Source organism: Microbacterium rhizophilum (assembly GCF_039605615.1).
Taxonomy (GTDB): Bacteria; Actinomycetota; Actinomycetes; order Actinomycetales; family Microbacteriaceae; genus Microbacterium; species Microbacterium rhizophilus.
Genome location: NZ_JBCNUN010000008.1, coordinates 140,884 through 162,150, shown reverse-complemented (window position 1 = coordinate 162,150; position 21,267 = coordinate 140,884). Strand labels below are relative to the sequence as shown.

15 protein-coding genes are annotated in these 21,267 nt (G+C 72.1%); 9 read left to right on the top strand and 6 right to left on the bottom strand.

Annotated features, from left to right (window positions below; genetic code table 11):
* Positions 1 to 211: 211 nt before the first annotated feature.
* Entirely contained in the window at positions 212 to 1,051 is an 840-nt protein-coding gene (locus AAD528_RS13585) for an SGNH/GDSL hydrolase family protein (RefSeq protein WP_345752615.1), read from the top strand.
* Positions 1,052 to 1,065: 14 nt separating this feature from the next.
* Here the strand turns inward: AAD528_RS13585 and AAD528_RS13580 are convergent, their stop codons facing one another.
* Positions 1,066 to 2,085 (bottom strand): SDR family NAD(P)-dependent oxidoreductase, encoded by a 1,020-nt coding sequence (locus AAD528_RS13580; protein WP_345752614.1) that lies wholly within the window; start codon positions 2,083 to 2,085, stop codon positions 1,066 to 1,068.
* Positions 2,086 to 2,149: 64 nt separating this feature from the next.
* Between AAD528_RS13580 and AAD528_RS13575 the strand changes: the two genes are divergently transcribed.
* The 4 genes from AAD528_RS13575 to AAD528_RS13560 all read left to right on the top strand — a co-directional run bounded on the left by AAD528_RS13575 (position 2,150) and on the right by AAD528_RS13560 (position 7,090).
* Positions 2,150 to 2,734: a TetR family transcriptional regulator gene (locus AAD528_RS13575; protein ID WP_345752613.1), complete on the top strand. Its 585-nt coding sequence runs from the start codon at positions 2,150 to 2,152 to the stop codon at positions 2,732 to 2,734.
* 230 nt (positions 2,735 to 2,964) lie between these two features.
* Positions 2,965 to 4,104 (top strand): AI-2E family transporter, encoded by a 1,140-nt coding sequence (locus tag AAD528_RS13570; protein WP_345752612.1) that lies wholly within the window; start codon positions 2,965 to 2,967, stop codon positions 4,102 to 4,104.
* Positions 4,105 to 4,358: 254 nt separating this feature from the next.
* Positions 4,359 to 5,333 carry a TIGR03885 family FMN-dependent LLM class oxidoreductase gene (locus AAD528_RS13565; RefSeq protein WP_345752611.1) on the top strand — a complete coding sequence of 325 codons (975 nt, stop codon included), beginning with the start codon at positions 4,359 to 4,361 and terminating at the stop codon, positions 5,331 to 5,333.
* Positions 5,330 to 7,090 (top strand): alpha-amylase family protein, encoded by a 1,761-nt coding sequence (locus tag AAD528_RS13560; RefSeq protein ID WP_345752610.1) that lies wholly within the window; start codon positions 5,330 to 5,332, stop codon positions 7,088 to 7,090. The genes AAD528_RS13565 and AAD528_RS13560 overlap by 4 nt, the downstream gene beginning before the upstream one ends.
* Before the next feature lie 48 nt (positions 7,091 to 7,138).
* On the opposite strand, the gene AAD528_RS13555 is transcribed toward AAD528_RS13560, so the two are convergent.
* From AAD528_RS13555 to pgm, 3 genes are all read right to left on the bottom strand, one after another.
* Positions 7,139 to 9,265: a PhoX family protein gene (locus AAD528_RS13555; protein WP_375339625.1), complete on the bottom strand. Its 2,127-nt coding sequence runs from the start codon at positions 9,263 to 9,265 to the stop codon at positions 7,139 to 7,141.
* Between the two features lie 98 nt (positions 9,266 to 9,363).
* Positions 9,364 to 11,667 carry a hypothetical protein gene (locus tag AAD528_RS13550; RefSeq protein ID WP_345752609.1) on the bottom strand — a complete coding sequence of 768 codons (2,304 nt, stop codon included), beginning with the start codon at positions 11,665 to 11,667 and terminating at the stop codon, positions 9,364 to 9,366.
* 126 nt (positions 11,668 to 11,793) lie between these two features.
* The gene (gene pgm / locus AAD528_RS13545; protein ID WP_345752608.1) at positions 11,794 to 13,437 is read right to left on the bottom strand and encodes a phosphoglucomutase (alpha-D-glucose-1,6-bisphosphate-dependent); all 1,644 of its coding nucleotides are present in this window, start codon (positions 13,435 to 13,437) and stop codon (positions 11,794 to 11,796) included.
* A 94-nt stretch (positions 13,438 to 13,531) separates the two neighbouring features.
* Here pgm and pheA point away from each other — a divergent pair, with 94 nt between their 5' ends.
* Both pheA and AAD528_RS13535 read left to right on the top strand, forming a co-directional pair.
* Positions 13,532 to 14,485: a prephenate dehydratase gene (gene pheA, locus AAD528_RS13540; protein ID WP_345752607.1), complete on the top strand. Its 954-nt coding sequence runs from the start codon at positions 13,532 to 13,534 to the stop codon at positions 14,483 to 14,485.
* Between the two features lie 107 nt (positions 14,486 to 14,592).
* Positions 14,593 to 15,009, top strand: coding sequence for a DUF6069 family protein (locus AAD528_RS13535; protein WP_345752606.1), 417 nt, complete (start codon positions 14,593 to 14,595; stop codon positions 15,007 to 15,009).
* A 149-nt stretch (positions 15,010 to 15,158) separates the two neighbouring features.
* On the opposite strand, the gene AAD528_RS13530 is transcribed toward AAD528_RS13535, so the two are convergent.
* Together AAD528_RS13530 and AAD528_RS13525 are read right to left on the bottom strand one after the other, a co-directional pair.
* On the bottom strand, positions 15,159 to 16,217 hold the full coding sequence (locus tag AAD528_RS13530; protein ID WP_345752605.1) for an LLM class flavin-dependent oxidoreductase: 1,059 nt from the start codon (positions 16,215 to 16,217) through the stop codon (positions 15,159 to 15,161).
* 40 nt (positions 16,218 to 16,257) lie between these two features.
* Positions 16,258 to 16,998: an aspartate/glutamate racemase family protein gene (locus tag AAD528_RS13525; protein WP_345752604.1), complete on the bottom strand. Its 741-nt coding sequence runs from the start codon at positions 16,996 to 16,998 to the stop codon at positions 16,258 to 16,260.
* A gap of 276 nt (positions 16,999 to 17,274) precedes the next feature.
* Between AAD528_RS13525 and AAD528_RS13520 the strand changes: the two genes are divergently transcribed.
* Positions 17,275 to 19,389, top strand: a complete 2,115-nt coding sequence (locus AAD528_RS13520; RefSeq protein WP_345752603.1) for a hydantoinase/oxoprolinase family protein — start codon at positions 17,275 to 17,277, stop codon at positions 19,387 to 19,389.
* Positions 19,390 to 19,424: 35 nt separating this feature from the next.
* On the top strand, positions 19,425 to 21,182 hold the full coding sequence (locus tag AAD528_RS13515; protein ID WP_345752602.1) for a hydantoinase B/oxoprolinase family protein: 1,758 nt from the start codon (positions 19,425 to 19,427) through the stop codon (positions 21,180 to 21,182).
* Positions 21,183 to 21,267: the final 85 nt, after the last annotated feature.

Sequence of the window (21,267 nt, the reverse complement as noted above, 5' to 3'; positions counted from 1 at the left end):
GTCGGCGGGCGCCGACATCGCTCACCGCGCGATCGGGGGCTCGCGCGGGGAGCGCCGCGTCTCTGCGGTTGGCGTCAACCTAGCGAATGTCTTACTGACTTGTCAGTAGTTTTCGAGAACTCGGCACGTGACCTCTCCGACCGCGCCGTATCGCACAGCCTTCACCCGCGCGCCAGTGATCGTTCACCCGCGTTCGGTGCAATACCGTCCCGTGGGGCGCATACGGGGGGCGATCATCGGCGCCACGGCAGTCGGCGGGGCCGGCGCCGTGCTCGCGGGCGGGCGCGCGCTGCTGCACCGGCAGGCCGCCATCGCACGGCGGCGGATCGGCAATCCGCTCGGCGAGGTGGCGCACGACGCCGACCGCGTGTGGCGCAAGCGCCTCGAGGGGCGTCCCGTAGAGCTCCTCGTGCTCGGCGACTCGATCGCGGCGGGCCTCGGCGCCGAGCGACGCAAGGAGACGCTGGGCGCCCGGATCGCCAAGGGCGTGGCCGCGCGCCTCAATCGACCGGTGCGCCTGCGCACGGCGGCGGTCGTGGGCTCGGAGTCCTCGGCGCTGGAGCGCCAGCTCGACGGACTCGCGCCGGGCTACCGCGCGGACCTCGCCGTGATCGTCGTCGGCGGCAACGACATCACCCACCGGGTGCCCGTCTCCGTCTCGGTCGCGCACCTGACCGACGCGATCCGGCGGCTCCGGGCGGACGGGACCGCGGTCGTCGTGGGCACGTGCCCCGACCTCGGGGCCCTGCGTCCCGTGCCGCAGCCGCTGCGCACGCTCGGCTCGCGGATGTCGCGCCGGCTCGCGAACGCGCAGGCCGCGGCCGCCGGCGCCGCGGGCGCCCGGGCCGTGTCGCTGCGCCGCGCGGTCGGGCCCGTGTTCATCTCCGACCCGCACGGCATGTTCAGCCTCGACCGCTTCCACCCCAGCGCGCTGGGGTATCGCCGCACGGCGGATGCGCTCATCCCGGCCGTCATCGAGGAGCTCGAGGAGGATCGCACCGACTCGCCTGCGGCTCGCTCAGCGACCGGCGCCGCGGCGGCCGGTCGCTGAGCGAGCTCGCGAGCTCAGGCCGCGGACCAGCCGCCGTCCGAGGCGAGGATCGCGCCGTTGACGTTGGTCGAGTCGTCGCTCAGCAGCCACGTGATCGATGCGGCGAGCTGCTCTGCCTGGGCGACGCCGGGCAGGATCGCCATGGCGCGCTGCACGCGCTCGGCGCCGAGCGGGGATCCGAACGACGCCTGGATGTTCGTGGCGACGCCGCCGGGGCAGACCGCGTTGATCCGGATTCCCGAGCCCGTGTACATGAATGCGCTCGACTTCGTCAGACCGACCACCGCGTGCTTGGACGCCGTGTAGGCCGCGCCCGCGGCCGAGCCGCGCAGGCCCGCCTCGCTCGCGACGTTGACGATCTGGCCCGCGGCGGCCCTCTGCATCGCGGGGATGACGGCGCGCATCAGCTTCATCGTGCCCGTGACGTTCACGGTGAACACGCGGTTCCAGACGGCGTCGGTGACCTCGCCGACCGGCGTCATGTCGTCCATGATGCCGGCGACGTTCGCGAGGCCGTCGATGCGGTCTCCGGCGGCGGCGACGATCTCGGCGACGCCGGCGTCATCGGTGATGTCCGCGGTGAGCGTGACGACCTCGGCGCCGGAGTGGGCGGCGTGGAACTCGTCGAGGCGCTCCTGGCTGATGTCGACGGCGATCACGCGGCCGCCCTCGCGCGCGACGCGGGATGCGGTGGCGCGCCCGATGCCGGATCCGGCCCCCGTGACGATCACGGTCTTCCCCGCGAAGCGGCCGTCGGTGGTCTTCTCCGCGAACGCCGCAGGCGTGGGCGCGGGCACGCCCTCCTCGCCGACGGCCTCCGCCGTCTCCCCGCCCACGGCGGCGATCAGCGCGTCGGCCATCTCGTCCGTGAACGAGCCCTGGCTCATCGAGACGAGCTGGCCGAGCGTCAGGCCCTTCGCCGGCTCGAGGGAGTCGACGCTCGCGCCGCCCTGGCCGAGGAGGTCCGTGAGCGCGGCGCGACCGGCCGGATCGGCCAGCCATTCGCCGACGGTGCTGTGCTTGCTGAGTGCCATGAGGTTCCTTTCACCTGACACGCGTATCTACCGGACAACTCTGTCCGGTAGATACGCTACCCCCGTGACTCCCTCTCGTCCACGGGCCCCGGCGGATCGATCGCCGGCGCCGAACCGCGGCCCCGCCGCGGCGGCCGAGAACCGCCGGGCGCTCATCGCCGCGGCACGCGAGATCTACGCCGAGCAGGGGCCGGATGCGCCCTTCAGCGCGGTCGCCAGGCGCGCGGGCGTCGGACAGGGCTCGCTCTACCGGCACTTCCCCGACCGCGTCGCGCTGGCCGTGGCGGTGTTCGAGGAGAACGTCGGCGCGCTGGAGGACGCTCTGCGCGACGACGGCACGATCCTCGGCCTGCTCGACCGCGTGATCGACCAGGCGTCCGCATCCACCGCGTTCGTCCGCCTGCTGACCGGGCAGCAGCGCGACGCGCGCGCCGCGGCGCTGGGGACGCGCTTCGACGCGCTCGTGCGGACGCTGATCGCGCGGGACCGCGCCGCCGGCCGCATCGGAGCGCACGTCGAGCCGGCGGACGTCGAGATCGCCGTCAGCATGCTGGCGCACGAGCTCGCGTCGGCGTCCGAGGCCGACCGGGTGGACGTCGCCCGCCGCGCCCGCGCCCTGTTCGAGCGCGCCTTCGCGGGTCCTGTCTAGACCTCGAGCGAGGGGTGGCCTCGACCCCTGTGCGAGCGAAGCGAGCGTTGAGCGAAGCGAACTCGCGGGCGCGAAGCGCATGCCGCGATGGAGAGCAGCGACAGCGCCTCGCTCGCCGAGTGGCGGCGCGGAGCGTCGCCCGAGCGCGTGCGAGACGTTTCTGAAGAGAACTGGACGATGTCTGCACCGACCGACAGGATGGACGCAGCCCGCCGCCGAAAGGGGACGAGATGTTCTTCACACGCCGCCGTCGCGAGCCCATCCGGATCGAGACGCCGCCGCCGCCCGTCGTGCGCAAGCTGTGGGGCGACAGTCTCGGGAGCCTCGCGACGAGGGCGATCCAGATCATCGCGATCGTGCTGCTGGCGAGCGGGATCATCTGGGGGCTGCATTCGATCACGCTGGTGGTGATCCCGGTGCTGATCGCGATGATCCTCGCGTGCGCGTTCGAGCCGCTGATGCGGTCGCTGCGCGCGCGGGGGATGGGCTCGCTTCCGGCGACGCTCATCGTGCTGCTCGCGATCCTGATCGTCCTCGGAGCCATCGGATGGCTCATCACGTCAGCTGTGCGCAGCCAGTGGGAGGAGCTCTACCTGCAGGCGCGTCAGGGTGTCGACCACGTGCTGGAGTGGGCGCGCACGCTGCCGTTCGACATCGACGACCAGCAGATCCAGGAGTGGATCGATCAGGCGACGGCGTTCCTCACCAGCGCGCAGTTCGGCAGCGGCGCGCTCGCCGGGGTCGGCGTGGTCGCGGACTTCGTCACGGGGCTCGTGCTGATGGTCGTCGTGCTGTTCTTCTTCCTGAAGGACGGACCCGAGATCTGGGAGTTCCTGCGCCGCCCGTTCACGGGCGAGTGGCACGACCGGGCGCGCCGCGCGGGCCGCACCACGGTCAACACGATGGGCGCCTACGTGCGCGGCACGGCGCTGGTCGCCGCGGTCGACGCGGTCGGCATCGGCATCGGACTCGCGATCCTGCAGGTGCCGCTGTGGCCGGCGCTGGCGGTGCTCGTGTTCGTGCTCGCGTTCATCCCGATCGTCGGCGCCGTGCTCGCCGGCATCCTGGCCGCGCTCGTCGCGCTGGTCGCGAACGGCCTCGTCGCGGCGCTGATCGTGGTCGGCATCGTGGTGCTGGTCAACCAGCTCGAGGGCAACTTCCTGCAGCCGGTGCTGATGGGGCGCGCGCTCAAGCTGCACAGCCTGGTCATCCTGATCGCCCTGACCGTCGGCACGCTCGTCGGTGGGATCGTCGGAGCCGTCCTCTCGGTGCCGCTCACGGCCGTCGCCTGGGGCATCGTCAAGGTCTGGGACGGCCCGGATCTCCCGGCCCGCTGGGCCCGCCGCAAGGACGTCGTGAGCGTTTCATAGCTCGCTTCGCTCGCGCCGCGCGCTATCGATCGCTCGCCCGACGCTCCGCGCCGGGACTCGCGCTCGATGGACGTCGCTTCGCTCCGTCCGGCGCGCTGGTCGGCCGCATCCGCGGCACGGTCGCTTCGCTCCCACATGGGGCACCAGCCGGGGCCGCTGCGCTCGCACGGGGGGGTGGACCCGTGGCTGACCCGGGGCGGCCATCCCGCGCAACCCCCTTTTCTCGGGGGCACCTGATCCGGTCGCATGGGGGCATGACAGCGTACGGCTATCACTGCTCGCACGAGCAGATCCCTCCGTCCCGGCTGCTGCGGCACGCGGTGAGCGCCCAGGAGGCCGGCTTCGACGCGGCGATGTGCTCCGACCACCTCGCGCCCTGGCTGCCCGAGCAGGGTCACAGCGGCTACGCGTTCTCGTGGCTCGGCGCCGCGCTGCAGGCGACCTCGCTGCCGTTCGGGATGGTGACCGCGCCGGGGCAGCGCACGCACCCGGTGACGACCGCGCAGGCGCTCGCGACCCTCGCGGAGATGAACCCGGGCCGGTTCTGGGCGGCGCTCGGATCGGGCGAGGCGCTGAACGAGCACGTCACGGGCGACGCGTGGCCCGACAAGGAGACGCGGGAGCGGCGGCTGCGCGAGTGCGTCGACGTCATCCGCGCGCTGCTGGCCGGTGAGGAGGTCACGCACCACGGCCTCGTGCGCGTCGACCGCGCGCGCATCTGGTCGCTGCCGGCCGAGCCGCCGGCGCTCGTGGCCGCGGCCGTCTCGGCGGAGTCCGCCGCCGAGCACGCGGCCTGGGCCGACGGGCTCATCACGGTGGGGTGCGATCCGCGCGCGGCGCAGGCGGTGCTGCAGGCGTACCGCGACGCGGGCGGGCGCGGCCCCGCGCGGCTGCAGGTGCACCTGGCGCTCGCGTCGACCGACGACGAGGCCCTCGCGATGGCCCGCCGCGACTGGCGCAACGGCGCCGTGCCCGCGCCCGACTGCTGGGACATCGCGCTGCCCGACGACTTCGCGCGCCGCGCGGACGCCGCCACCGACGAGCAGCTGCGGGCCGGGATCATCGTCTCGGCGGATCCGTCCGTGCACCGCGACCGGATCGCGGAGCTCGCGGACGTCGGGTTCGACGCCGTCATGCTCCATCAGGTCGGCGCGGCGCCCGCGGACCAGGAGGCGTTCATCGACACGTTCGGCGAACGCGTCCTGCCCGAGCTGAGGAGCGCGTCGTGACCCGGTACCGGATCTCGCAGCAGCAGATGCTGGCGGGCGCTCGGCGCGCGCCGATCCCGATCGACGCGGCCGACCTGTGGTGGCGCCACGCGGTGTTCTACTGCCTCGACATCGAGACGTTCCAGGACTCCGACGGCGACGGGGTCGGCGACATCCCGGGTCTCATCTCCCGGCTGCCCTACCTCGCCGACCTCGGCGTCACGTGCCTGTGGCTCATGCCGTTCTTCCCGACCGCGCAGCGCGACGACGGCTACGACATCACCGACTTCTTCTCGGTCGACCCGCGCCTCGGGACGCTCGGCGACATGGTCGAGCTGATCCGCGTGGCGCGCGGACTCGGCATCCGGATCATCATCGACTTCGTCATGAACCACACGTCGGACCGGCACCCGTGGTTCCAGCAGGCCCGGCGCTCGCAGGACGACCCGAAGCGCGACTGGTACGTGTGGCGCGACGAGCCGCCGGAGAAGCCGGATCCGCCCGTGTTCCCGGGCGACGAGGACACCACCTGGACGCGGGACGAGAAGACCGGGCAGTACTACCTGCACCACTTCCTGAGCAACCAGCCCGACCTGAACGTGGCCCTGCCCGAGGTGCGCCGCGAGATCGACAAGAACCTCGGTCTGTGGCTCGAGATCGGCATCTCGGGCTTCCGCATCGACGCCGTGCCGTTCATGTTCAACAGCGGGACCGGCGACGCGGGAGCACGCGGGTCCAACGCGGGCGGAACCGGGGCCGACGGATCGGAGACGCACCAGTACAACGGAGTGGACCACCTCGCGCGCGTGCGCGGCTTCCTCTCCCGGCGCAGCGCCGAGGCGTTCCTGCTCGGCGAGGTGAACATGCCGTACGAGCAGGGCAAGTCGTGGTTCGGCCAGGCGCGCGACGGCCTGCAGCTGCAGTTCGACTTCGCCGGGATGCAGCGCCTGTACCTCGCGCTCGCGCGGGGCGATGCCCGGCCGCTGGGCGACATGCTCGGCGCGCGCCCCGAGGTCGACTCGTCGCAGCAGTGGGCGAACTTCGTGCGCAACCACGACGAGCTGACGCTCGACCAGCTCGAGCCGAAGGAGCTCGAGGAGGTGTTCGAGGCGTTCGCCCCGGACGAGGGCATGCGCCTCTACGGCCGCGGCATCCGCCGGCGCATGCCGCCGATGCTCGGCGACGAGCGCGCGACGCGCATGGTGTACGCGCTGATGTTCGCGCTGCCGGGGGCGCCGATCCTGTTCTACGGCGAGGAGATCGGGATGGGCGAGAACCTGGACGTCCAGGGCCGGCTCGCAGTGCGCACGCCGATGCAGTGGTCGGCCGACGGCGGGTTCTCGACCGCGCGCCCGTCGCGCTGGGTGCGGAAGCCGCCGAAGGGCCCGTACGGACCCGAGAACGTGAACGTCGACGACCAGCTGCGGGACTCCGGATCGCTGCTGGCCCACCTCCGCCAGGTGATCGGCCTGTATCGGTCGACGCCCGAGCAGGCGTGGGCGCAGCTCGAGGTGCTGACGGGCGGGCCGCGCGAGGTCCTCGCGCACGTCTGCCGCGGCGAGGACTGGGCGATGCTCGCGCTCCACAGCTTCGCGGCGGAGGGCACATCCATCCGGGTCACGGTGGACGCGGGCGACGGGACCGCCGATGCCGTGCTGACCGATCGGGTCACGGGCGAGGCGATCGATGCGAGCGCGCCGGTCGCCCTGGACCTCGAACCCTACGGCTGGCGCTGGTTCCTGCTGCACCCCGCGGCCGCGAAGATCCGCATCCGCTGATCGGAGGAGCGCCCCTCGGGCGGGGGCCCGAGGGGGCTGCGGTCGCGTCTACCGAGCGCGCGTCACCTGGATCACCGACGGGCGGGGTCCGCCCCACTTGCCGCCGCGCAGCGCGCCCGGCTCGATGTAGTCGGGGAAATAGGACCGCTGCGCGTCCCACGTGCCGTTCTCCCCGGGGTGCTGCACGGCGACGAAGACGCTGCCGTCCTCGTCGTGCACGACGAGGCCGCATGTCTCGCCCTCGCGGGGCACCGCGAGGAACTGCTGCACGTGGCCGCGATCCGGCCCCTCGAGCGGCACGCGGAACAGGCCGTCGTCGAAGCCGATCGTGCCCGGCTGCCCGTCGGTCGAGATCCACAGGTTCCCGTCCGAGTCGAACGTGAGGTTGTCGGGGCACGAGATGGGCGACACCTGGCTGACCGGGAAGCCCGCGAAGTACGTGCTGGGGCTCGTGGCGGGGTCGCCGCACAGCAGCAGGATGCTCCAGCCGAACCGCGTCGACGTGGCGTCGTTGCGCGCCTCGGTGATCTCGATCACGTGGCCGTCGCGGTTGTCGTTGCGCGGGTTCGTCTCCGTCGCGCTCTCCTTGCCGCCCACCTTGCCGCGGTCGGTGTTGTTGGTGCACGCGACGTACACCCGGCCCGTCTTCGGGCTCGGCTCGACGTCCTCGCAGCGGTCCATCTTCGTGGCGCCCACGGCGTCCGCGGCGAGGCGCGTGTTCACCAGCACCTCGTCGATCGTGAAGCCGGGCACCATGCTGCGGCCGTCGATCGCCAGCGGCACCCACTCGCCCGTCCCGTCGAACCTGCCGTCCGAGGGCAGGGCGCCGGTGCCGGTGATCTCCGAGGCGGGGGAGTCGCCCGTGAACTTCGCGACGTACAGCGATCCGCGCGTCAGCAGCGTCTTATTGTGGGCGCGGGCGCCGCGGCCGCCGCCGCGCTGGTAGCGGTCGTGCGACACGAACTTGTACAGGTAGTCGAAGCGCTCGTCGTCGCCCATGTACGCCACGGCGTGACCGGATCGGCCGATCGTCACGTTCGCGCCCTCGTGCTTCAGGCGCCCGAGCGCCGTGTGCTTGACTGGCGGCTCGTGCGGGTTCTCGGGGTCGATCTCGACGATCCACCCGAAGCGGTTCGGCTCGTTCCGGTAGCCGGGCTGACGCGCATCGAAGCGCGGGTCGACGGCCTCCCAGCCGTAGCTCGACGCGGCGGAGCTCAGGCCGTAGCGCTTCTGCTCGGGGCTGACGCCCTCGGCCCGGAAGTAGCCGTTGAAGTTCTCCTCGCCCGACAGCACGGTGCCCCACGGCGTGGTGCCCCCGGCGCAGTTGCCGAACGTGCCGACCGGGAACCGGCCGCGCGGGTCGGCCACGGTCGTGAGCAGGGCGGATCCGGCCGCCGGACCCGTGAAGACCATCGGGGTGTCGGCCGTGATGCGGCGGTTGCGGCGGCCGCCGACCACGTACGTCCAGGGCTCGCCCTTGCGGCGGCGCTCCAGCTCCACCACTGCCATGCCGTGCGCGGCCTTCGACACCCGCAGCTGCTCGAGGCGCTCCGCCTCGTCCGCCGCCGGCGGGAACATGATGCCGGGGTTCGTGTACTCCTGGTTGGCCACGAGCAGCGCCTCGCGGCCGTTCCGCTCGACGATGATGTCGAGATAGTCGTTGTTGTAGCCGAACTGCCGCGCCTGCTTCTTCGCGGTCTGCTTCGTCGGGTCGAACGCGTCGCGGCGGTCGAACAGCGGATCGCCCCAGCGGATGATGGGCGTCCAGCGGAAGCCGCGCGGCACCGTCACCGCGTCGACGTCGGCGGGGACCGGCGCGATCGGCTGGAAGTCGAACGCGCGACCGCCCCCGCGGCCCGTGGCCTGCGCGATCGCGGCGGATGCCGGATCGCCGCCCCCGACGGCGGCCGAGAGCACGAGCGCGCTCGCCCCCGCGGCACCGCCGGCGAGCACGGCCCGGCGGCTCAGCGCGGCAGCGGCGACGTCACGGAAGTACGCGTTGTCCGACGGGTTGGGTGCCGGGTGGAAGCACGCGTTGTCGCACTTGTAGAGGCACGTGACGGGGCTTCGCTTGCCGTGCGTGCGACCCGTCATCAGCAGGTTGAGCAGCGGGCGGCGGCGCGTCTCGTCTTCGGGACGGATCGCCGCGTCGGGTCCGGGGGAGGTGATCGTCATGCCGTCCACGGTCCTCGCCTCGGTCGAGCGCCGGGCGACGTGAAGGTGAACGGAAGGTGACGCATCGGTGTGGCGGCGTGGGGAGTTGTGCCCACTCGTCAGTCCCTCTTCGCCCGCAGTCGTTCCATGTCGAGTCCGTAGTACAGACGTGCGGCGCCGTCCAGCGTGACGGTCGCGGTGGAATCCTCGGCTCGGATCGTCCGCCGTCGTCCGATCGCGTCGATCTCGACCACGTTCTCGCGGGCCGCGGGCAGGCGGACCTTCTCCTTGGTGTCCCACGTGTCGACCCAGGGCTCGGGCGCAGCGAAGAAGCTGCCGTCGCGCGTGGGGCTCGCGTTCAGGGTGTGGCCATCCGCACGATTCCACAGCATCACCAGCGGACCGCGCGGCGTATGGAAGTGCATGCCACGCCGGTCGGGCGCATCCGCGAACGAGAGCCATCGCGCGAAGCGTGCGCCGTCCAGCTGCTCGGCGATGTTGGCGAACGCCAGCAGGGACGGCTTCGGGCTGCGGTCCCGCAGCAGGAGGCCATGGTGGAATTCGCGGTTGCCCGGACTCGCGCCGTGAGGATGGGTCTTGACGTTGTCGTGCAGCTGGAACCACAGCATCGCCGTGACGTCCTCGGCGAGCGCCAGGGCGGCGGTCAGCACGACGTTCTCGGCGGCGTGGCGGTAGGTGTCGTCGCGCCACGCGTTCGGCCGGGTCGGGGCGTACACCTCGGTCAGCCACAGCTCGCCGTCGGCGTTGCCGTGGTCGCGCATCATCCGGCGCGCTGCGCGCACCGAGCCGAGGAAGTTCCAGTACGTACCCGATTTCGGCACGTAGTCGGGGGTGACGTTGCCGCGGCCCGGATGCAGGTTGAACGCCTTCGTGTACTTCGTGAGCCCGGCGTCGTACATCGCGCGCGCGTAGACGTCGTCCATCCCCGCGAGCGCGACGGGGAGCAGCCCCATGTCGCTGTCTCGCCGCCGCAGCTCGCGGCTGAACGCCCGCAGCCACTTCTTCACGTAGGTCGCGGCGCCGTCGCCGCTGAGGAGCCCTTCGCCCTTCATGTTCCACTCGTTCGCGCACTCGTAGTGCGTCGCGTTGAGCTTCTCCGCGGTATCGAATTCGAGGCGCGCGTGCCGAGCGAGCCCCGCGGAGTCCCCTTCGTACGCTCCCGGATCCGCCGGCGACACCACGCGGTGCTGCGTGAAGCCGTAGGTGCTCAGCTGGCTCGCGTCGAAGTGGGCGGGCCGGACATGTCGCACCCCGATCCGCTTGATGAGCTTCCGCTCCTCCTCCGTTCCGAGCAGGTAGGCGGCTGCGAGCCCGAACATCGACTTCTCCGCCGTGTCGGTGAACTCGTGCGGAGGCAGCACCGCGACATTCGTGCGGGAGTAGGCGGTGTCGCCGGACGCGGATGCCGTCAGCTCGACGAACGCGATGCCTCGACCCGGCAGGGTGACCGGCAGCTCGTCCTCGACCACGCTGGACGCGTCGGCATCCACACGCCGGGTGCGCTCGGCGAGGACCGCCCCATCGAAGTCGCGGGCGGTCCAGGTGAGTGTCAGACGCCGCGCGACGCCTCCGTTCCAGACGGCGCCGCGGACGACGAGCGGCTCATCGGCGCTCTCCCACAGATTGAACGGCCGGTCCGTCGAGAGCTCGACCGCGAGCGGCCGCTCGGCGGCCTGCGCCTCGAGCATCGTGGGCCGCGCCTCCGCGCCCACGATGACCCGAGCATGCGCGCGGAACGAGCCCTCGGATGCCGCCTGGCCCGGCACGTGCAGCCGGCGCCCGTCGCGCCACTGCGTGTATCCGGTGTCCGTGATGATCGCGAGCGTCGTGTCGTCGATCCGCTGGCGGTACACCAGCCGTGCGTCGGACTGGTAGGGAATTCCGCCTCGCGGGTCGCGCGTCCACCCCGCGATGCCGTCCGCGGTCTCCCGAGCCCAGCCCGAGCCGACGGGCTCGCGGCGGAGCATGCCGCTGCGCGCCGACGCGGAGCCCGGCGCGACGATGTCGAAGACGATGTCGAGCACGCGACCGTCCGGCGCGAAGGTGCCGCGGATCGAGGTCCCGTCGGGGGCGCCCGGCACGTCGTAGTCGACGATCAGCGCGCGCACCCCGTCGCGTGAGAGCCCGATCGAGGCGGTGCCCGCCCAGACCTCGATGGTCCCCAATCGGTAGCCGGGGAAGCGCTGCACCGGGCGCCCCTCGGCATCCGAGAGCAGGATCGACACGCCCTTGCCCTCGGTGGTGATCGAGTAGCCGTCGCCTCGCAGCACGGGTGGGGGCTCGGCGCGCGCGATGTCCACAGTCCGCTCCTGGGGCTCGCGCAGGAACGGGCCGCTGAGAAGGAGCGAAGCCCCGAGGGCGCCGAAGTACCCGGTGCCCATCAGCAGGTGCCGACGCGTCACCGCCCGATGGGCGGCTCTTGCCTCGCGCAGTTCCGAAGCTCGTTCGAGCGCCGCCTCAGCGTGCTCATCCTCGCGCGCGGCGTCGTCCGATCCCTCGTCCCGCATGCGCTCGATCGGCGCCCCGGGTCAGCCGCCCAGCGCGGCGGCGACCACGGCGCGGGCCTCGTCCTGCACCTGGCGCAGGTGCTCGTCCCCGCGCAGCGACTCGGCGTACAGCTTGTAGACGTCCTCGGTGCCCGACGGGCGCGCGGCGAACCAGGCGCTCGCGGTCTGCACCTTCAGGCCCCCGATCGCGGCGCCGTTGCCCGGCGCGTGCGACAGCTTCGCGGTGATCTCCTCGCCCGCGAGCGTCGTGGCGGTCACGGCGTCGGGACCGAGCCTGCCGAGGGCGGCCTTCTGCTCGGGTGTGGCCGGGGCGTCGACGCGCTGATAGGACGAGGCGCCGTACTCGGCCTCGAGCTCGGCGTAGCGCTGCGACGGCGTCTTGCCGGTGACGGCCAGGATCTCCGCGGCCAGCAGGCAGAGCAGGATCCCGTCCTTGTCGGTCGTCCACACCGTGCCGTCCGTGCGCAGGAACGATGCGCCGGCCGACTCCTCGCCGCCGAACGCGACGGAGCCGTCGATCAGACCGGGGACGAACCACTTGAAGCCCACGGGCACCTCGAGCAGCCTCCGGCCGAGCGCGGCGGTGACCTTGTCGATCATCATCGACGACACGAGCGTCTTGCCGACCGCCGCGTCGGCGGACCATCCGGGCCGGTGCGCGAACAGGTAGTCGACCGCGACCGCGAGGTAGTGGTTCGGGTTCATCAGCCCGGCGTCGGGCGTGACGATGCCGTGCCTGTCGGCGTCCGCGTCGTTGCCGGTCAGGATGTCGAACTCGGCCCGCTTCGCGACGAGCGATGCCATCGCGGACGGCGACGACGGATCCATCCGGATCTTCTCGTCCCAGTCGAGCGTCATGAACTTCCACGTCGGGTCGACGTCGGGGTTCACGACCGTGAGGTCGAGCCCGTAGTGCTCGGCGATCAGCGCCCAGTACTCGACGGAGGCGCCGCCGAGCGGGTCGGCGCCGATCCGGACGCCCGCGCTGCGGATCGCGTCGATGTCGATGATCGAGGCCAGGTCGCGCACGTACGCGTCGCGGAAGTCGTAGGTCGCGATGGCGCCCGCGTCGAGGTCGGCGTAGCGCACGCGCTGCACGCCCTCGAGGCTTCCCTCGATCAGCTCGTTGGCGCGCGCCGCGATCCACGAGGTCGCGTCGGTGTCGGCCGGGCCGCCGTGCGGCGGGTTGTACTTGAAGCCGCCGTCGGCCGGCGGGTTGTGGCTCGGGGTCACGACGATGCCGTCGGCGCGGGCCGGCTCGTCGGCGGCGAGACCGCGGTTGTGAGCGAGGATCGCGTGGCTGAGCGCCGGCGTCGGCACCCACGAATCGCGCGCGTCGATGCGCACGTCGACCGCGTTGGCGACGAGCACCTCGATCGCGCTGCGCTCGGCGGGCAGCGACAGCGCGTGCGTGTCGCGGCCGAGGAACAGCGGACCCCGGATGCCCTGCGCCGTCCGGTAGTCGACGATCGCCTGCGTCGTGGCGAGGATGTGCTGCTCGTTGAAGCTCGTGTTCAGGCTCGAGCCGCGGTGTCCGCTCGTGCCGAACGCGACGCGCTGCGTCGGCTGCGTGGGGTCCGGGATCCGGTCGTAGTAGGCGTTGATGAGCTCGTCGACGTCGACAAGATCGGATGCTTCGGCAGGGAGTCCGGCGCGGCTCGTCATGCCCGACAGTCTCCCACGTCACCACGGTGAGGACGTAGGACGGCCCCGGAGCCTTGACGCGGGGCGTCTCGGGGCCGGGTCTAGGCTGAAGCCCATGCCGTCGGATGCCGCTCCTCGTCGCACGTACAGCTACCTGGGCCCCGCCGGCACCTTCACGGAGGCCGCGCTCGGGCAGGTGCCCGAGGCGCGCGGCCAGATCTGGCGCCCGGTGCACAACGTCGGCGAGGCGCTCGCCGATGTCGCCGATGGGCGCAGCGACGCCGCGATGATCGCGATCGAGAACTCGATCGACGGCGGCGTCTCGACCGCGCAGGACGCGCTCGCGCGGATCCCGAACCTCCGGATCGTCGGCGAGTATCTCGTGCCGGTCGAGTTCGTGCTCGTCGGCGCCCCCGCCACGAGGCTCGAGGACGTGCAGCTCGTCAGCGCGCACCCCGTCGCGTACGCCCAGTGCCTCGGCTGGCTGACCGCGCACCTGCCCACCCACCAGCACGTGCCGGCGGCGAGCAACGTCGCCAGCGCCGTGGGCATCCTCGACGGATCCAGCCCGGCCGACGCGGCCATCGCGCCTCCCGGAATCACGGCGCACCACGACGTGGAGGTGCTCGCCGAGGGCATCGGCGACACGTCCGACGCGGTCACGCGCTTCGTGCTCGTGACCGGACCGGCCACCCCGCCCGCGCCGACGGGTGCCGACAAGACCAGCGTGATCGTCGAGCTGCCCGAGGATCGCGCGGGCACGCTGCTCGAGATGCTCGAGCAGTTCTCGACGCGCGGCATCAACCTGAGCCTCATCCAGTCGCGTCCGATCGGCGACGCCCTCGGCCGGTACCGCTTCGTGATCGACGCGGACGGGCACATCCTGGACGAGCGCATGGCCGACGCCCTGATGGGCCTGCGGCGCTTCAGCCCGAACGTGGTGTTCCTCGGCTCCTACCCGCGCGCGGACCGCGCGGTCGTGCACTACCCCGAGCGCTACAGCGACGAGATCTTCGTCGAGGCGCGCGACTGGCTGCGCGGCCTCGTCGCCGGCGCCCCCGACGCCTGAGGGCACTCCGGGCGAAGTAGCCGGATTACTCCCGACGGCGGACAGGACCGGGCGCGGCGCGGCCTACGGTCGCGATGACCGCATCCGCTTCGACCTCGGGAGACCCCATGACCACCACCGCGCGGGCCGCATCGCCCGCCACCTCCGCCCTGCTCGTGCTCGCCGGCGCCGTCGCGTCCGCGATCCTCACGACCGTCATCGCGCTCGCCGCGACGGCGGCCGGTGCACCGTCGTCCTACGGCCCGCTGCAGCCCGTCGCCTATCTCACGTTCGCCGTCGCGGGCACCCTCGCCGGGATCGGCGGCTGGGTGCTGATCGCGCGTCGCGCGCGCCGTCCCGCGCGGCTGCTGCGCGTGCTCGTCCCGGTCCTCGTCCTGGTGTCGCTGGTCCCCGACGTGATCCTGCTGATCACGTCGTTCATCCCCGGCACCACGCCGGTCGCGGTCGTCGGCCTGATGCTCATGCACCCGGTCGTGGCCGCCGTCGCGGTGCTCGTCGGCCGCCGGATCGCCCCCGCGGCGTAGCGCCCGGCCGCGCCCGCCCGGCCGCGCCCGCGCGGCACCCTCACTCCTCGCCGCGCGGCACCCTCACCCCTCGCCGAGAACACGTGCTGTCAGCGAGAACATGCCATCTCCGTGCGGATTCGGCGTGTTCTCGTGCACAACACGTGTTGTCAGCGAGAGAGGTGGGAGGCGAGCAGCTCGAGGGTCTGCGCGCGACCGGGGGAGCCGTCGAGGGGCTCGCCCTCGTAGGAGCCGGCGGCGGGGGAGACCATCACCTCGTCGACGTCGTGGCGCGCGGCGAAGTCCCGCAGCTGCGCGGCGACGTCCGCTCCGGTGCCGACGAACCAGCGGACGCGGTTCTGGTCGATCATGCTCTGCTCGAGCGGATCGGATCCCGACGCGAGCGCCTCGTCGACCGTCTCCAGCGGCCGCATCGGCTTGTTGGTGCGCAGCCGGGCGAACTGGCGCAGCTGCGGCAGCGCCCGGGCCTCTGCCTCGTCCTGCGTGGGCGAGGCGACGACGTTCGCGGTGATGAAGGTGCGCGGCGCGGGGTTCTCCTCGGTCGGCTGGAACTGCGAGCGGTACAGCTCCATGGCGCGCTCGAGCCCCTCGCCCGCGAAGTGGTTCGCGAACACGTACGGCAGGCCGTAGGCCGCCGCCAGCGCCGCGGAGTAATCGCTGGATCCGAGCAGCCACACCTCGGGCGTCCCGGTCGCGGCGGGCGTCGCATGCACCCCGTACTCGCCGCCGCTCGTGAAGCGCACGGTCGCGCCGTCGGCGCTCACGAGCTTCAGGATGTCGGTGACGTGCTGCGGGAACTGGTCGACCTCGCTGGTCGCGCCGCTGCGGCGCAGCAGCTGCGTGATCACCGGATCGCTGCCCGGCGCGCGCCCGATGCCGAGATCCACGCGCCCCGGCGCGACGGCCTCGAGGGCCGCGAACTGCTCGGCCACGATGAGCGGCGCGTGGTTCGGCAGCATGACGCCGCCGGACCCAACGCGGATGCGCGACGTGCGCGCCGCGGCGGCGGCGATCAGCACGGGCGGCGCGGTCGATGCCACGGCGGGCATGTTGTGGTGCTCGGCGAACCAGTACCGCCGGTATCCGAGCTCGTCGGCCCGCTGCGCGAGCGCCATGGAGGCGGCCACCGCCTGGACGCTGGACTGACCGGTGCGCACCGGCACCAGGTCGAGCACGGACAGGGCGGGGATCATCGCGGTGCTGCTCATCGTGTGAGCCAACCGCGGTCATCCGCCGGTCATTCCCGGATCATCCGATCGGCGCGAACAGGTCGTCCTGCGGATCCTCGGGAGCCGCGTACGCGCGGCGGCTGTGGGTCAGCCCGCACTGCACGAGCAGCTCGGTGAGCTTGATCGCGACGACGCCGGGGTTGATGACGGGTACCTCGAGCACCGACGACAGGTACGCGTGCGACTGGTGCATCGTGGTCGATCCCAGGATGATCACGTCGGCGCCGTCCCCGTCGATCGCCGCGCGGCACTCGCGCTCGAGCAGCGGGAAGACCGACTCCTCCTTGCCCGCCAGCAGCTCGGCCGCGTCCGGCCGCGTGCCGATGTCGCGCACCGAGGCCATCCGCCCCGTGATGCCCTGCTGGGCCGCGGCCTTCGTATACAGCCCGTGCCAGCGCGGCCACATGGTCACGACGGAGAACCGGCTGCCGAGCATGCACGCGAGAAGCATCGAGCCGATCGCGGGGGCCATCACGGGGATGTCCAGCCGCGACCGCAGGGCGGGCAGCGCGGAGTCGCTCATCGAGTTGACGCACACCGCGTCGTAGCCGTCATCCTGCGCGCGAGCGCCGGCGTCGAGCACGAACGCGTCGGCGAGGGTCTGCTCGTACGGGCTGTCGATCACCCGGGCGCCGGCGCGCGCCGCGACGAAGTCGTTGACGAAGTCGGGATGCATCACGCCGGGCGGGATCTGCCCGGCGAACGCGTCGAGAGCCTCCGCCGGCACCGGCACGGGGACGATGTTCAGGATCCGCTTCACGGCGCTTCTCCTCGTGGATGACGGGTGGATGTCAGGTGGATGCAGGCCATCGTGTCGGCCGGAGAGCGCGGTGCGGTAGCCGGAACGCGCGGATCACGGCCAGGTCTGCGCGAAGTGGATCGATGGCGCGCTGTGCGGCTCCCCAACCGGCCGGGCGGCTCATAGCTTTTCACCCAACTCCCCGACGGCGCGGAGTGGAACCGAGCACCATCCGAGCGAATGAAAGCGCCCGGATCGGCGGGCACCACAGCCGCTCCGGGGGAAGGAGTCCCCACCGTGAATTACCGACTGGGCATCGACGTAGGCGGCACGTTCACCGATCTGTTCCTCGTGGACGAGAACGGGGCCGGCGAGATCTTCAAGACCCCGAGCACTCCCCATGCGCCCGCGAAGGGCTTCTTCAACGGCATCACCGAGATCGCGAACGCCAAGGGCCTGAGCGTCGAGGACTTCCTCGGCCGGGTCACGCACATCATGCACGGCACGACGATCACCACGAACGCGACGCTGACCGGCAACGGCGCCCGCACCGCGCTGATCACGACCGCGGGCTTCCGGGACGTGCAGCTGATGCGCCGCGGCGTGAAGAGCGGCAACCAGTACGACTACACGAAGCCCGCCCCCGCGCCGCTGATCCCGCGCCAGGACATCTTCGAGGTCACCGAGCGGATCGATCGCAGCGGCGCCGTCCTCACGCCCCTCGACGAGGCGGGCGTGCGCGAGGCCGCCCGCGCGATCGGCGCCGCCGAGCCCGCGTTCGAGGCCGTCGCGATCAACCTGATGTGGTCGTTCCTCAACGACGCCCACGAGGCGCGCGTCGCCGAGATCGTCGAGGAGGAGCTGCCGGACGTCTACATCTCGCGCTCGTCCGAGGTCGTGCCGCAGATCCGCGTGTACGAGCGGGGCTCGACCGTCGCCCTCAACGCGTACGTCGGCCCGATTCTGAGCCGGTACCTCACCGATCTCACCGCGCGGCTCGAGCAGATCGGCTACAGCGGCCGGCTGTTCATCGTGCAGTCGAACGGCGGCGTGATGCCGCCGCAGCTGATGATGCGCTACGCCGTCAACACGCTGCTGTCCGGCCCCGCCGGCGGGCCCGAGGCGGGTCTGCAGCACGCCCGCCTGCACGGCCTCGACCAGCTCATCACGGTCGACATGGGCGGCACGAGCTTCGACGTCGCGATGATCGAGGGCGGCAAGGCGATCACGACCAACGAGGCGGAGATCGACGGCTACCGCGTGGCGCTGCCCGTGCTCGACATCCACACGATCGGCGCCGGCGGCGGCTCCATCGCCAAGGTGCGCGGCGGCCTGCTCGAGGTGGGGCCGCAGAGCGCCGGTAGCGAGCCGGGTCCGGCCTGCTACGGCCGCGGCGGCGAGAACCCGACGACGACGGATGCGGATCTCCTGCTGGGCTATCTGGATCCGATCGGCTTCGCGGGCGGCAGGTTCCCGCTCGACCTCGGCGCCGCGACGACCGCGATGCGCGAGCGCGTCGCCGATCCGCTCGGCCTCACCGTGCCGCAGGCCGCGCAGGGCGTCTACGACATCGTGAACGCCTCGATGGCCGATGCCGTGCGCGCCATCACGGTGCAGCGCGGGCACGACCCGCGCGAGTTCGCGATCGTCGCGGCCGGCGGCGCCGGCCCGCTGCACGCCGGCCCCATCGCCCGCGAGCTCGAGGCCCCTCTCGTGCTCATCCCGCGCGAGTCGAGCGTGTTCTGCGCCTCCGGCATGGCGGTCAGCGACATCCGCCACGACTACGTGCGGTCGTTCCCGCGTCCGCTCACCGCCGACACCGTCGGCGAGGCGAACGACGTCGTCCGCGGGCTCCTCGACGCGGCCTCCGAGACGCTGCTCTCGGAGGACGTGGCGGCCGACCGCCACCGCTTCACCGTCAGCGTGGATGTGCGCTACCCCGGCCAGTTCAACGAGGTCGAGACCACCTCGCCCACGACCGAGCTCACCGTCGACGGCCTCGCGAACGCGTTCCACGACCGCCACGAGCTGCTGTTCGGCTACGCAGTGCGCGGCAGCGGCGTCGAGATCATGAACATCCGCGTCCACGCGTCCGGCGTCGGCACCAAGCCCACCCCGGCCGAGCACCCGTATGCCGGAGCCGAGCCGAGCGCCGAGGCGTTCGTCGGCACCCGCCAGGCCTGGTTCGACGGCGCCGAGCACACCACGCCGATCTATGCCGGGCTGAAGCTCACGCACGGCAACCAGGTGCATGGGCCCGCCATCGTCGAGCAGCCGACCACGACCATCGTCGTGCCCGTCGGATACGTGCTCGGATGCGACGCCCGCGACAACTACGTCATGCACCGCGCAGACATCACTCTCGACGAGGCCATCGCCCTCGTCGGCAGCCACCAGCTCGAGCTCGTCTGAGCCGCTCCCACCCCGAACCGCGAAGGAACACCGCCATGACTCTCCTCGCCGATGCCCCCACCACCGCTCCCGACTCGATCCGCGTCTCGGTCGTGCGCAACCGCCTCGACCACATCACGCGCGAGATGGGCCAGACCATGCTGCGCACCGCGCGGTCGCCGATCTTCTCGGAGGCCCGCGATTTCGTCACCGTCATCTTCGACGCCGCCGGTCGCAAGATCGCCCAGACCTCGTACATCCCGATCCTCGTGGACGCGACGCCGACCGCGATGGCCGAGTTCATCAAGGTCTTCGGCGACGACCTGCACGAGGGCGACATCTACGTGCTGAACGACCCCTACCAGGGCAACAACCACGGCCCCGACCTCACGTTCGCCAAGCCCGTGTTCGTCGACGGCGCGCACCGCTACTGGACGGTGTCGAAGGCGCACATGATCGACATCGGCGGCCGCGGCGTGGTCGGCTACAACCCGCTGGCCGAGACGGTGCGCGACGAGGGCATGCACTTCGGCCCGACCCGCGTCTACGCCGGCGGCGTGCTGAACGAGGAGTGGCTGAAGCTCTTCCTCACCAACCTCACGCTGCCCGAGGTCGTCGAAGCCGACCTGCAGGCCTGCTTCGGCGCGGTCAATGTCGGCGAGCGCCTGCTGGTCGCCCTCGACCGCAAGCAGGGCGGGGACGTGATGGATCAGATCATCGTCGACATGCTCGCCTCCAGCGAGGCGAACATCCGCGACGCGATCCGCGCCATCCCGGACGGCGTGTACGAGGGCGAGTCGATCGCCGACAACGACGGCCTGACCCGCGAGCCCGTGCGCTTCCACGTGAAGGTGACGATCGCCGGCGACGAGATCGAGTTCGACCTGTCCGGCTCGGATGACCAGGTCCCCGGCTACATCAACAGCCCGCTGTGCAACACCGCCTCGGCGATCTCGCTCGCGATGTACACGTGCCTCGACCCCGACACCCCGCACAGCGACTCGGGCGTCTCGGCGCCGATCACCGTGATAGCGCGCGAGGGCTCGGTCGCCAACCCGCTGCCCCCGGCGCCGGTCGTGCTGTGCACGACGTCGGGCGTCGAGGCGATCGTCGAGGCGACGACGCGGGCGCTCGCCCAGGCGCTGGGTGACCGCGTGCCCGCCGGGTGGAGCCGCATGTTCATCCCGAACACCGCCGGGTTCAACCCGTTCACGGGTCGGATGTTCGGCGAGATGCACACGATCGTGCGCGGCGGGTCGGGCGCCACACCGACCGCCGACGGATACGACACGCTCGGATCGGTCGTGTCGCTCGGCGGCATGCGCGCCACGTGCCCCGAGATGTTCGAGCTGTCGACGCCGTTCCTGCTGCACGCGTACGAGTACACGCCCGACAGCGGCGGCGCGGGCGAGCACCGCGGCGGTCTCGGCATCAGCGCCGACTTCGAGGTGCTGGCCGACGACCTGCGCGCCGTCGCCTGGGGTGCGGGCGAGCTGCCCGAGACCGCGGCGCAGGGCCGCGCGGGCGGCTGGGCCGCGGCGCCGAACCGCCACGTCATCCGCACCCCGGAGGGCGAGGACAAGCCGTTCCACCCGAACGCGTTCCTCGACATCCGCAAGGGCGACCACTTCGTCATCAGCGCGGGCGGCGGTGGCGGCTGGGGCGACCCGGCCTCCCGCGCCACGGCCGCCGTGCTGAGCGACGTCGTCGCCGGCATCGTCTCGCGCGAGCAGGCTCGCGCGGTCTACAAGGTCGTCGTCACCGAGAACCTGGCCGTCGACGAGGCGGCGACCGAAGCGCTGCGCGCCGCCTGATCCCCGCCGCGGCGCCGGCGATCCGGCGCCGCGGCGATCCCGAGCACCACCCGCACCACTCGCCACCCCACCCGAGAGGACCGCT